This is a genomic window from Pseudomonas sp. nanlin1, from assembly GCF_045571515.1.
In the GTDB taxonomy this organism is placed as follows: domain Bacteria; phylum Pseudomonadota; class Gammaproteobacteria; order Pseudomonadales; family Pseudomonadaceae; genus Aquipseudomonas.
Genome location: NZ_CP124218.1, coordinates 4,635,890 through 4,648,010, shown reverse-complemented (window position 1 = coordinate 4,648,010; position 12,121 = coordinate 4,635,890). Strand labels below are relative to the sequence as shown.

Here is a 12,121-nt window from a genome sequence, read left to right as displayed (position 1 = left end):
CGGGCGAGCGCAAGGCAGCTCAAAGCGTCCGACAACTGGGTGGTTCTGGCCCTGCGCTGCACGCGCGCGCCAGGAGCTGCAAGCGTTAAACGCGTGCTCGACTGGCGATGGGTGAGCGGCTTGGGCATGGGGCCTCGGAGGGCGCGACGTTCAGACTGTGGAATTTTCGCACGGTTCCGTGGCGCGGTGGGGCTCAAAGCCTTGCAGAGTCGAATGATGGAGCTTTTTAGCACTCGTTGGCCCATTACGCCAGGGTGGCCAATTACAAGCTGATGCCTACGTCGAACACAATACTGCGCCCCAGGTTACTGCGTAGGAAATCCGGCGCGCTCGGCTGAGCGAATAACACCCTGGCAAAAGTCGGCCCCACCAATGACAGCGAGCGCCAGCCCTGGCGCAGGTATTCCATGGGGGGCGGGAAATGGCTGTTGAGGTCCAGCACTTCGCGTTTAAGGCTGGCGAAGGCGACGATATCGAGCTGCCCAAGGTCGATGCCTCGTTCCTGATAATTCTGCGCCTTTTTACCCAGGGTCGGCCCCAGGCGCTGTAACAGCAGCGGCGCGCTGATGCGCCGAGGCCGTGCTTCGCGGCGCACTAGCTGGCGCAGGGAAAACGCACTGCGCCGCCGTTGTAGCTCTTCGCGCCACTCATCGTTGAGGCGCCGGCCTTCATCCAGCACGAAAAACACTTCGAAGCGCGCATCGCGAAACAGCACGTCGGGTGGCTCTTGCCCGGCGGCGGTGAAGTCTTCGCCGTGGTGGGGGATATTCAGGCCTTGCAGCAGGCGTTGGCAAACCCAACGCTCACGTTCCCATTTGTGGGCATTGGACAAAAAGGCATTGGCCTGCTCAGCCTGGCTGGTGAGGAGGCGTAGGTAGTCGGAGTCATCCATGGGCCAATCTTAACGCCCAAAGGTGACGAAATAGAACCGGCAACAGCCTGCTGCTTATTGATAGGGCGCGACCTGGGCCGCGCCCCGTTCAGGTTCAGTGCCCGCGGGGGGGTAGATCTTCAGAAAACAGCTCATCTTCCGCGTCAGGGCTGACCGGAATTTTATGTTCTTCGGAAGCCCAGGCGCCCAGGTCGATCAATTTGCAGCGGTCCGAGCAAAAAGGTCGCTGCAGGTTACTGGCGACCCATTCGACAGGGGCGCCGCAGGTGGGGCATTCAACGGTCAAAGGTTGGCTCATGGTTGGCCTCCACGCAAAGTCAGGTAAAAAAGGTGCAGGCGCTCGACCCCGGCGCGTAGGCTGGCCAGGTCGCCGTCGTTGACCAGCACATCGTCGGCAACCCGCAAGCGTTCTTCGCGGCTGGCCTGGGCCTTGAGGATGGCCTGCACCTGTTCGGCGCTGGTGTTGTCCCTGGCCAGAGTGCGCGCTACGCGTAACGCCTCGGGAGCGTCGATCACCAGCAAGCGCTGGGTAATGCGCGACTGCCCGGACTCGATCATCAGCGGCGAAACAAACACCGCATAGGCCGACTGCGCCGTGGCCAGCGAGGCGCTGATGGCCTCGGCGATCAAAGGGTGCAGCAAGCGTTCGACCCAACGGCGTTGTTCGGCGTCGGCAAAGATGATTGTGCGCAGCGCGGCACGGTCCAGGCTGCCATCGGCCTGCAGCAGGCTGGCACCGAAGCGTTCGGCCAGCAGAGCCAAGGCCGGGCGCCCCGGTTCGACCACCCAGCGGGCGGCCTGGTCGGCGTCGACCACGTGAATGCCCAGCTCGGCAAAGCGCTCGGCCGCGGCGCTTTTGCCACTGCCGATGCCGCCGGTGAGGCCGAGAATCCAGGGTTTGTTTACAGCGTCGGTCATTAGAAGCCAGCGAAGTGCAGATAAGAGCGGGTTATTTGATCACCCCAGAGCAAAGCGATCCACCCCGCAATGGCCAAATAAGGCCCAAAAGGGATCGGCGTGCTGGTTTGCGCGTTGCGCAGGCGCAGCATGATCACCCCCAGTACCGCGCCCACCAGCGATGACAACAGGATGGTCAGCGGCAATATCTGCCAGCCGCCCCAGGCCCCGAGCATGGCTAGCAGCTTGAAGTCGCCGTAACCCATGCCGTCCTTGCCGGTGACTAGCTTGAACAGCCAAAACACCGCCCACAGGCTTAGGTAACCGCACACCGCGCCCCATAGGGCCGAGGGCAGGTCGGTGAACAGGCCGAAGGCATTGGCGATCAAGCCCAGCCACAGTAACGGCAGTACCAAGGCGTCGGGCAGCAGTTGATGGTCGGCGTCGATCAGGCTCATGGCCAGCAGCCCCCAGCTCAACAGCAAGAATGCCCCGGCCTGCCAGCCGTAGCCGAAGTGCCAGGCCACAAAGGCGCTGATCACGCCACAGGCCAGCTCCACCAGCGGGTAACGCGGGCTGATCGGCGCGCGGCAGTTAGAGCATTTACCGCGCAATACCAAATAGCTGACGATGGGCAGGTTCTCCCAGGCGCGAATGCGGTGGGCGCAATGGGGGCACTCGGAGTGCGGCAACATCAGGTTGTAGGTGGGCGCGGCAGTTTCGGCGGGCAGGTTGAGGATTTCCCGCGCCTGGACCTGCCAGTCCCGTTCGAGCATCTTCGGCAGGCGGTGGATCACTACATTGAGGAAGCTGCCGACGATCAGGCCAAGCAGCAAAGCGCAGAGGATGAAGGCCAGCGGGGTGGTGGCTAGGTAGTCGAGTAGGGGCATTTAAACCACGGAACCCAGTTGGAAAATGGGCAGGTACATGGCAATCACCAAGCCGCCAACCACAATGCCGAGCACAGCCATGATCATGGGCTCCATCAGGCTGGTGAGGCTGTCGACCAGGTTGTCCACTTCCTCTTCGTAGATCGTCGCTACCCGCCCGAGCATATCGTCGAGGGCGCCGGATTCTTCGCCGATGGCGGTCATCTGCACCGCCAGGGTAGGAAATACGCCGGTGGAACGCATGGAAAAGTTCAGCTGCATGCCGCTGGAAACGTCCTGTTTAATACGGTTCACCGCGTTGCGGAAAATCACATTACCGGTCGCGCCTGCCACGGAATCCAGCGCCTCCACCAAGGGCACACCCGCGGCAAAGGTGGTTGCCAAGGTACGTGCATAACGGGCCACTGAAGACTTGTACAAGAGCTTGCCAATTATCGGCACCTTCAACAACGAACGGTCAACGAAGTCCCGCAGCCGCTCACTTTTGGCATGGAAGTGCTTGAAGGTAAAGAACGCAGCAACGAACCCGAGCAAGATAATCCACCACCATTCCTGCACTACGTTCGACAGGCCGATAACCATTAAAGTAAAGGCCGGCAACTCCGCACCAAAACCGGCAAACACCGACTGAAACTGCGGCACTACTTTAATCAACAAAATACCGGTCACGATAAACGCCACCACCACCACAGCAATGGGGTAGGTCATGGCTTTTTTAATCTTGGCTTTGAGCTGTTCGGTCTTTTCTTTATAGGTCGCTACCCGGTCGAGCAGGGTCTCCAGCGCACCGGCCTGTTCACCCGCATCCACCAGGTTGCAGTACAGGTCATCGAAATACTTGGGGTGCTTGCGCAGCGCCGAGGCGAAGCTATTACCTGCCGCGACCTCCTGCTTAATTTCGTCCACTAGTTTGCGCAAGTTGGGGTTGTCGGCGCCTTCGGCAATGATGTCGAACGACTGCAACAGCGGCACCCCCGCGCGCATCATGGTGGACATCTGCCGGGTGAACATCGCGATGTCCATGGGCTTGATACGTTTGCCCTTGCCGAACAACTGCACGCCTTTTTTGCGCACCTTGGTGGGGTTCACCCCCTGTTTGCGCAACTGAGCCTTGACCAGTGCCGGGTTGTGCCCGGACATCTCGCCATTCATTTTCGTGCCTTTACGGTCCACGCCTTCCCAGGCGAACAGGTGAACCTTGGGGGCTGCTTTGGGCGCCATGATCAGTCCTTGGTCACGCGGTTAACTTCAGCCAGGCTGGTGACGCCTTGCATTACTTTGACCAGCCCGGAGGTGCGCAGGTCATTGAAGCCCTCTTTGCGCATTTGCGCAGCGATCTCAATCGAGTTGCCCGACTCCATGATCAGGCGCTGCAACTCTTTGGTCACTTTCACGACTTCATAGATACCCTGACGGCCTTTATAGCCGCCGTTGCATTGGTCACAACCCACGGGCTGGTAAATCTTGAACGTGCCAATCTGCGCCTCGGGGAAGCCTTCCTCGATCTGCACTTCACGGGGCAGTTCCAGTTCTTTCTTGCACAGGCCGCACAACTTACGCGCCAGCCGCTGGGCAATGATCAAGTTCACCGAGGTGGCAATGTTGAAACTGGCCACGCCCATGTTCTGCAAACGGGTAAGGGTTTCCGCGGCGCTGTTGGTGTGCAGCGTCGACAATACCAAGTGCCCCGTTTGCGCGGCCTTGATCGCGATCTCCGCAGTTTCCAGGTCGCGGATCTCACCCACCATGATCACGTCCGGGTCCTGACGCAGGAACGAGCGCAACGCCTGGGCAAAGTCCAGGCCCTGGCGGTTATTCACGTTGACCTGGTTGATACCTTCCATATTGATCTCCACCGGGTCTTCGGCGGTGGAGATATTGATATCGGTGGTATTGAGGATATTCAGCCCGGTATACAGAGATACCGTCTTACCCGACCCGGTCGGCCCGGTCACCAGAATCATCCCCTGAGGCTGACTAAGGGCATGCAAGTACAACTCTTTCTGGTGGGGCTCATACCCCAACGCGTCGATGCCCATTTGTGCACTGGACGGGTCGAGGATCCGCATCACGATCTTCTCGCCCCACAAGGTGGGCAAGGTATTGACCCGGAAGTCGATGGCCTTGGTCTTGGAAATGCGCATCTTGATCCGGCCATCCTGCGGCTTGCGCCGTTCGGAAATATCCAGGCTGGCCATCACCTTCAAGCGCGCGGCAATCCGCCCGGCCAGGTTGATCGGCGGTTTGGCCATCTCGCGCAAGATACCGTCGGTACGAAACCGCACCCGGTAGGTTTTTTCATAAGGCTCGAAGTGCAAGTCCGAAGAACCGCCACGAATCGCGTCGAGCAGCATCTTATTGACGAAACGCACCACCGGCGCATCGTCGGCATCTTGCCGCGACACGTTTTCGCTGGCGTTCTCGTCCACCGTCTCGACGTCCAGCCCGTCCAGGTCAACGTCAGTCAACTCTTCCAGGCCCGTGCCCGCATTGTCGAAGAAGCGGTCGATGGCGTGCATCAACTTGTCGTCTTCCACCAAAATCGCTTCGGTGGTCAGCCCGGTACTGAACTGAATATCAGTCGTCGCCTGGTGATTGGTTGGGTCCGACACCCCCACAAACAATTTATTGCCCCGCCGCCACAACGGCAGCGCATGGTGCTGACGCACCAGCTTCTCACTCACCAGGCCACGGGGCTGAATCTCTTTATCCAGAGTGTCTAGGTCTAGCAACGACACGCCAAACTGATCCGCCGCGACCTCTGCAATGTCCCGGCTACTGATCAGCTTGTTCTGCACCAGGTAATGCACCAGCGGCATACGCGCCCGCTGCGCCTGTTGATAGGCCTGCTGGGCGCTTTGATCGGTGATCAACTCGGCCAGCACCAATTGCTTGGCCAGACCGGTGAGGGCGATGTCGTTCATGGGGGTACCAGAGCTTGCGATGCGTGATTTATAGCCTAGTAAAGCCCCAGTGCCAAACGCCTGGCGTCGGAGTGACGTAAATTGTCAGTATGTGTCGCGGAGTATCTTCACAAGTGACAGTAACAGGGCGGGGAAAGGCGTTATTTGGCTGGTTTTGGGTTTTGGCATGGGCTGTGCAATTACCCATTCAGGTCAAGGGGCATGGTGCTCCGATTAAAGGATGGGTAGATATGAAAGGGCAAAAGGGTTTTACGCTGATTGAATTGATGATCGTTGTGGCGATTATTGGGATTTTGGCTGCGGTGGCGTTGCCGGCTTATCAGGATTATACGGTGCGGGCGCAGGTGAGTGAACTGTTCACCGTAAGTGAGGGGGCTAAGGTAGCGGTCGTCGAGGCTTACCATAATACCGGCATCCTACCTGCCAATAACGCGGCAGCTAATAACTTTGCAGGTGCTGCAGGCAAATACACCGCAAGTGTGAACATCGGTGCTGGAGGTCAAATTACGGCAACTGCGGGTAACGCGGCGAACAACGTCATCGCTGCGAAGACTGTAACGTTATCACCACTCTTAGACGCAACTGGCGTGATAACTTGGACTTGTGCGGGCTCTATCGATGCTAAATATCGCCCTGCTAGCTGCCGTCCATAAAAAAGCGTGACCGAGCCCCTATCTATTTTTAGATAGGGGCTTTCGCACAAAATTGCGCCCGTGGCAAAAGCATTTGCTGTAACCTGGTCAGGCGGTTATGCGTTTGGTCCTCAAGGGTGCTTTATATTTAGAAGTACTGATTTTTTATATCCAACTTTCCGATGTTTAGGCTAAGCGTTCAGTAGGGTAGGCCACTAATTATAACTATTCTATAGTTTTATCATTTCTAGTGTTCAGCCTATGAGAGAAAATTTCTTGAATGCTAGTGGTATGCAAAATATATAAGCCAATTGCTTGTTGAGCTAGGCCGTGTAGATATTTATTGGTGGAAGCTCTGTTCTTCTGTTGGCGTAGCTCTATAGGTGTAAGTTGTATAGCCAACCCTATCAACTGCCACCAGCCTCCTGCATTAGATATCCCCTATAGTCACCATACATCAAAACTCCTCAGGCTTCGATTTGACGAGCCTTACCCGCCGTGAAGCAATACTCTCCCGTGTATTCTCACCCTTGGCATAGCGCGTCACCAGCGAGGGGTCCTCAATACCGTCCATCGAGGCGAACAGGGTGTCGTTAATTCCAAGGCGCCACAGCACCAGCATAAATGAGCGAAGGTCCACTTCTCAGATCCGCTCTCGATCTTGCGCAACGTATGCGCCGATACGCCCAAGGCGCTCTTCAGGTCGGCCTGTCGCAAGCCCATAGCCAGGCGCCTTGCTTTGACCAAAAGCCCGATTTTACTGAGCGTATCCGCACAATCGACCGGAAAATAGCCTTTCATAATACCTACCAAGGTGAGCCTTAAGCGCCATAAGGTTGACCCGTATGAGCATTAAAGATAACCCCGCCCCACGAGATTGACTCAAGATAGGATGCAGGTGCGGCTGCTATCACCCTATTACGAACATCAACCCCAGTTGCCCACCCCACCCCCGCAATGCTAATTTACGCGCCACCGCCGGTGTAGCTCAGTCGGTAGAGCAGCGCACTCGTAACGCGAAGGTCGTAGGTTCGATTCCTATCCCCGGCACCATCTCTGCTTTTCTCCTGCCACCCGCAGCACTCGAATAGCTTCGCCATCAGAGCCCATACAATGACCGCCGATCCCGTCGATAGCACAGCCCAACCCTTGGTGACTGTCATCATCGCCTCCTATAACCATGCCCCTTATATAGAGGCGTCGATCAATAGTGTGTTGGCGCAGACCTACAGCCCTATCGAGTTGCTGGTGATCGATGATGGCTCCACCGATGGTAGCCCCGAGCTGTTGCAGCGTCTGAGTGCCCAGCATGGTTTCGATCTGCGGTTGCAGGCCAATCAGGGGTTGTCGCGTACGCTTAATGATGCGATTGCCCGCAGCCGCGGCACGCTGATTGCCCCGTTTGGCTCCGACGACATTATGTACCCCCATCGCCTCGCCACGCAGGTGGCGTATCTGCAGGGTAAGCCTGAGGTGGGTATTTGTGCGGCCAATGTCGAGTTTATCGATAGCGAGGGGCAGTTGCTGGGGGAGCGTCATCAGAGTAAGCGCAGCGACCCGTTCCGGCGCTTGGACTTCGATGATGTTTTTCTCAATCGCAAGCCGGGTGCAAATGCGGCGACTTTGACGTTTCGGCGTGAGGCGCTGGAGAAGGTAGGGGGGTTCAACCCTGATATTCGCCTGGAAGATGTCTATATCGAATTGGCGATTACCCGCGCTGGCTATGTGATCGATGTACTGAGCGAGCCTTTGGCGCAGTACCGCACGCACCCCACCAACACCTATAAGAACCATCGGTTTATGGTGGATAGCATGCTCAAGACCTTGGCGGTTTTTCGCGACCATCCCGCCTATGGCCAGGTGTGCAACGAGTTTCGCAATTCGATGTTTTTGAAATGCGCGAAGACTGATAAAGCCCTGGCCAAGGAGTTATTGGCGAATATTCCGCTCAGCCACTGGAATATGAAAACGTTACGTGGCTTAGGGCGGTTGATATTCGCCTGAGATCGCGGGTGATTAGGCAGGGCGTTTTAACGCCCAGCCTTGCCATTTACCCAGCCACTGAGCGTAGATCAGGCTCAGGGGAATCCAGATCAAAAACCAATGCTCTTTCGGGCGCGGCATAAAGGCATTGCCCTCTGTCAGCCCGGAAAAGAAGCCGAAGATTAGCCAGCTGGCGCAGATGACGACACTGGGCTCGTGGCGGTTTTTCCAGCAGAAGTAAGCTGCTAACCCATACAGCAGCATCCAGAGTGTCAGCCCGACAATGCCGCCTGCGTAGAGTACGCCCAGTTCGATGTTGTGCGGGTCTGCTAGGGCGGGGCCAGCGCGTTCGGGGAGGGCGATGACCATGGGGTAATCGTAGCCGTAACCTAGCCAGGGCCTGGCGCTGATTTGCTCGAGGGCGTTCATCCAGATACTTGGGCGGTAGGACACGCCCCGCTGGGTAAAGACTTCGGGCGCGATCAGGGCGATGGCCAGTGCTGCTAATGTCAGCGCGGCGATGATGGCCACGGCGCGCTTTTTGTCTCCCACTAACATCAGCCAGAGCATAACCGCCGACAGGCCCACGAGAGGCGTGCGTGAGCCCGTTGCCAGGAGCGCGACGCCCAATATCGCCAAGCACACCAGCGGCACGGGTGCCCACCACTTGTGTGACAGAAACCAGGTCGCGAGCCAGAAGCTGGCGAATGCACCCAGTACATGGGCCGTCAGGAGTGGGTTATATAGGGCCCCGTAGCCGGTCAGCCGCGGGATGAGTGGGCTGAAATCTACAGCGTAGAAGTACAGCACTGAGACTCCAGCGGCTAGCGCGGCCACTAGCCCTGCAATCCAGGTGCAGCGCATCAATGTCTCTGGCCGGTTCAAAGCAATCAGGCCGGCAGCGCCTAACAACATGGCGACATATAGCGGACGTTTGATGAGCGACCCGAAATCATCACCGCCCTCTGTCCAGTTGAGGGTTAGCATCATATAGGCGCTAAATAAGGCGAAGGCTGCGAATAATGGGTTGCAGACCAGTGTTTTGCAGTGCTTGGGTTGTAGCACCAAGGCAATCAGGGTCGGGGCGGCGACGAACAGGTAAAACAGTTTATGGTAAAGCGTGCGGTCCCAAGCCCAGAACATCCCGGTCAAGAACAAGGCCCAGCCGGCGGGCAGTATATAAGCGTTGAATGCTTGTACAGCCCGCTGGCGGTGTGTGGGGGGCATAGCTGTGGGCGTCTGCATATCAATCGCAAATAAGAGGCCTAGTGGGTCGCGGATTGTATGCCAAAGGCTACTGGCCTTGCCAGCCGCTGTAGGCTGCGCAGTTTAGGCGTTGTCTGAAATGGCTTGTCCGCATTGCCCGACGAAGCGCACGCTTCTGATTTCTCTTTGGTCTACCGTTTAGCGTGACCGGCCCACGATTGGCCGGGGGTTTTACCAACAAGGAGAAAAGATCGTGAAAAAACTGCCATTTATTGCCCTTTCGGCCGCTGTTTTGATGGGCGCGATTGGCCTGTCATCCGTTGCCGTTGCTGAGAGTGAGTTGGAAAAGGGTATTCGCCATGATGGGCGTGAAGTGGAAAAGGGCGTTGATCATGATGCTAAGGAGGTCGACAAGGGCGCGACCCATGACGGCAAGGAGCTGGATAAGGGCCTTAAGCATGATGACAAAGAGCGTCACCGCGAAGACAAGCATATTGATAAGGAATTAAAGAAGGACTTGTAGCGGGCGATACCTGAGCCTGAGTTATGCAGGTAAAGCACCTCGCGGCGACTTTACCTGCACGACTTTGCGAAACTGGGCTCATGTGACATATTTTTCATGGATGGGTCCGTTGAATGGATCGAACTGTCAGGCTCCCGGTCTAACGTGGCACAATGCCATCATTCGTATCATTTCAAGTTTGTCTGCAGGAGCTCGTTTTATGGGTCAGACCCTCTTCGCGCAACCTTTCAAGGCAGTTGGCTGCGCTGAATGCCGCAATCTGGAGGGGTTGGATTTTGAGTTCACAATGGCGTTTCAGCCAATCATCGACGTGCGTTCGCGCCTGCCCTACGCCTACGAGGCGCTGGTGCGTGGGCTCAATGGTGAGTCGGCCGGTGTCATTTTGGCTAAGGTCAATGACACCAACCGCTACCGTTTCGACCAGTCGTGCCGGGTCAAGGCGATCGAGTTGGCGGTGGCGGCGGGTTTGTTGGAGATCCCTGACTGCTTGCTGAGCATCAATTTCTTGCCCAAGGCGGTGTATCGCGCTGAAACCTGCATCCGCGCCACCCTGCAGGCCGCCGAACGCTTTGGTTTTCCATTGGAGCGCCTGATGTTCGAGGTGACCGAGGGCGAAAAGGTCGAAGATCCCGCGCATTTGCAGTCGATTTTTACCGAATATCAGCGCCAAGGCTTTACTACGGCCATCGACGATTTCGGCTCGGGCTATTCAGGGCTGAATCTGTTGGCCACTTTTCAGCCGGATGTGTTGAAAATCGACATGGCCCTGACTCGGCACATCGATGCCGACCCGGTGCGCAAGGCTATTGTGGCGGGGATTGTGTTGGTCACCGCGCAGTTGGGCATCAAGGTGATTGCCGAAGGCGTGGAAACCCAGCAGGAGAGCGTGGCGCTGCTGGATTTGGGCATTCACTACCAGCAGGGTTATTTGTTCGCTAGGCCCGAAGTGGGCGTATTGCCGGCCATCGCCCCATTTGGGGCTTAGGCGCCCAAGCCGGATCAGCCCCGTGCGCGCAGGCGCAAGGTGTAGTGGGCTTTGACGTCGCGCATCTGCGGTTGAAAGTGGGTGGTAATGATGTCGAATTTTTCCACACCACCTTCGGCCTTGTGCCATTCCAGCGTGTCTCCGCCGCCCGCGTTGAGGGTGACCTCATAGATCAGCGCTTTGCTCGGCTCCTCGGTGCAGTCCAGTTGGGTGGCGAAGGGCCCGAAGCGGGTGCCGTCGATGCGGATCACGTAGACGGTGTCGGTGCCCGGGTGTTGTGTATTGGTCACTGCAAAAACTCCATACCTGGTTGAGTCGTTCGGTGAAACGCTTTTTAAAGGCTCAATCGCATCGACAGATCGATGGCTTTGACGTCTTTGGTCATGGCGCCGATGGAAATGTAATCCACCCCTGTCTCGGCAATGCTCACTAATGTTGTGTCATTAATGCCGCCGCTGGCTTCAAGTTTCGACCGCCCGGCATTTATTCGTACGGCTTCGCGCATGTCGTCCATACTCAGCTCATCGAGCATGATGATGTCAGCGCCAGCGTCCAGCGCTTCTCTAAGCTCATCCAGGCTTTCGACTTCGACTTCTACCGGTTTGCCGGGAGCGATACGATGAGCGGCCGCTACCGCCTGGGCAATACCGCCGCAGCCCACGATATGGTTTTCCTTAATAAGGAAGGCATCGTACAGGCCAATGCGATGGTTGTGGCAGCCGCCGCAGGTCACGGCGTATTTCTGTGCCTGGCGCAAGCCGGGGAGGGTCTTGCGGGTGTCCAGCAACTTGACCGAGGTGTGCGCGACCTGCGCAGCGAAGTGCTGCGCGCGAGTGGCGACGCCGGACAACAGCTGGAGAAAGTTCAGTGCGCTGCGCTCGCCGGTGAGTAGCGAGCGCGCTGGGCCTTCGAGGTGAAACAACGGCTGGTTGGCGTCGGCCACCTGGCCATCGGTAACCTGCCAATGCACGGCCACGCGTGGGTCGAGTTGGCGGAACACGGCGTCGACCCAAGCGCTGCCGGCCATTACGCAGGTTTCCCGGGTAATGATCGTGGCTTTGGCAAGGCGCTCGGCGGGGATCAGTTGTGCGGTAATGTCACCGCTGCCGATGTCTTCGAGCAGCGCACGGCGCACGTTGGCCTCTATTTCGGCATGCAAGTCGGCGAGGCGAAGGTTCGGCATGTGTAG

Annotated in this window: 14 protein-coding genes, 1 tRNA gene and 1 pseudogene; 5 read left to right on the top strand and 11 right to left on the bottom strand. The window is 57.5% G+C overall.

The features are described 5' to 3' along the window. Window positions 1-262 precede the first annotated feature (262 nt). From QCL65_RS21455 to pilB, 6 genes are all read right to left on the bottom strand, one after another. A complete protein-coding gene (locus QCL65_RS21455; RefSeq protein WP_407312373.1) occupies window positions 263-892 on the bottom strand; it encodes a DUF1780 domain-containing protein in 630 nt (209 codons plus the stop codon). 94 nt (window positions 893-986) lie between these two features. After that, a complete protein-coding gene (gene yacG / locus QCL65_RS21450) occupies window positions 987-1,190 on the bottom strand; it encodes a DNA gyrase inhibitor YacG (protein ID WP_407312371.1) in 204 nt (67 codons plus the stop codon). Further along, entirely contained in the window at window positions 1,187-1,810 is a 624-nt protein-coding gene (coaE, locus tag QCL65_RS21445) for a dephospho-CoA kinase (RefSeq protein WP_407312369.1), read from the bottom strand. The genes yacG and coaE overlap by 4 nt, the downstream gene beginning before the upstream one ends. After that, window positions 1,810-2,679, bottom strand: coding sequence for a prepilin peptidase (locus QCL65_RS21440; protein ID WP_407312367.1), 870 nt, complete (start codon window positions 2,677-2,679; stop codon window positions 1,810-1,812). The genes coaE and QCL65_RS21440 overlap by 1 nt, the downstream gene beginning before the upstream one ends. Then, complete coding sequence (locus tag QCL65_RS21435; RefSeq protein WP_407312365.1) at window positions 2,680-3,900, bottom strand: type II secretion system F family protein; 1,221 nt, start codon at window positions 3,898-3,900, stop codon at window positions 2,680-2,682. Window positions 3,901-3,902: 2 nt separating this feature from the next. Further along, complete coding sequence (gene pilB, locus QCL65_RS21430; RefSeq protein WP_407312363.1) at window positions 3,903-5,603, bottom strand: type IV-A pilus assembly ATPase PilB; 1,701 nt, start codon at window positions 5,601-5,603, stop codon at window positions 3,903-3,905. A gap of 173 nt (window positions 5,604-5,776) precedes the next feature. Between pilB and QCL65_RS21425 the strand changes: the two genes are divergently transcribed. Next, window positions 5,777-6,256, top strand: a complete 480-nt coding sequence (locus tag QCL65_RS21425) for a pilin (RefSeq protein ID WP_407312361.1) — start codon at window positions 5,777-5,779, stop codon at window positions 6,254-6,256. Window positions 6,257-6,692: 436 nt separating this feature from the next. Here the strand turns inward: QCL65_RS21425 and QCL65_RS21420 are convergent, their stop codons facing one another. Beyond that, entirely contained in the window at window positions 6,693-6,875 is a 183-nt protein-coding gene (locus QCL65_RS21420; protein ID WP_407317026.1) for a hypothetical protein, read from the bottom strand. A 14-nt stretch (window positions 6,876-6,889) separates the two neighbouring features. Next, a pseudogene (locus QCL65_RS21415) lies at window positions 6,890-6,958 on the bottom strand (transcriptional regulator); the annotation flags it as partial. A 254-nt stretch (window positions 6,959-7,212) separates the two neighbouring features. Here QCL65_RS21415 and QCL65_RS21410 point away from each other — a divergent pair. Beyond that, window positions 7,213-7,288 (top strand) — tRNA-Thr (locus QCL65_RS21410). Window positions 7,289-7,348: 60 nt separating this feature from the next. Continuing rightward, window positions 7,349-8,239 carry a glycosyltransferase family 2 protein gene (locus QCL65_RS21405; protein ID WP_407312359.1) on the top strand — a complete coding sequence of 297 codons (891 nt, stop codon included), beginning with the start codon at window positions 7,349-7,351 and terminating at the stop codon, window positions 8,237-8,239. Window positions 8,240-8,251: 12 nt separating this feature from the next. Here the strand turns inward: QCL65_RS21405 and QCL65_RS21400 are convergent, their stop codons facing one another. Further along, the gene (locus QCL65_RS21400; protein ID WP_407312357.1) at window positions 8,252-9,445 is read right to left on the bottom strand and encodes an O-antigen ligase family protein; all 1,194 of its coding nucleotides are present in this window, start codon (window positions 9,443-9,445) and stop codon (window positions 8,252-8,254) included. Window positions 9,446-9,719: 274 nt separating this feature from the next. Here QCL65_RS21400 and QCL65_RS21395 point away from each other — a divergent pair, with 274 nt between their 5' ends. After that, window positions 9,720-9,947: a hypothetical protein gene (locus QCL65_RS21395; RefSeq protein ID WP_407316969.1), complete on the top strand. Its 228-nt coding sequence runs from the start codon at window positions 9,720-9,722 to the stop codon at window positions 9,945-9,947. Between the two features lie 199 nt (window positions 9,948-10,146). Continuing rightward, on the top strand, window positions 10,147-10,932 hold the full coding sequence (locus tag QCL65_RS21390; RefSeq protein ID WP_407312355.1) for an EAL domain-containing protein: 786 nt from the start codon (window positions 10,147-10,149) through the stop codon (window positions 10,930-10,932). A 14-nt stretch (window positions 10,933-10,946) separates the two neighbouring features. Here the strand turns inward: QCL65_RS21390 and QCL65_RS21385 are convergent, their stop codons facing one another. Both QCL65_RS21385 and nadC read right to left on the bottom strand, forming a co-directional pair. Then, entirely contained in the window at window positions 10,947-11,222 is a 276-nt protein-coding gene (locus QCL65_RS21385; RefSeq protein ID WP_407312353.1) for a hypothetical protein, read from the bottom strand. Between the two features lie 44 nt (window positions 11,223-11,266). Beyond that, on the bottom strand, window positions 11,267-12,115 hold the full coding sequence (gene nadC / locus QCL65_RS21380) for a carboxylating nicotinate-nucleotide diphosphorylase (RefSeq protein ID WP_407312351.1): 849 nt from the start codon (window positions 12,113-12,115) through the stop codon (window positions 11,267-11,269). Between the last annotated feature and the right edge of the window lie 6 nt (window positions 12,116-12,121).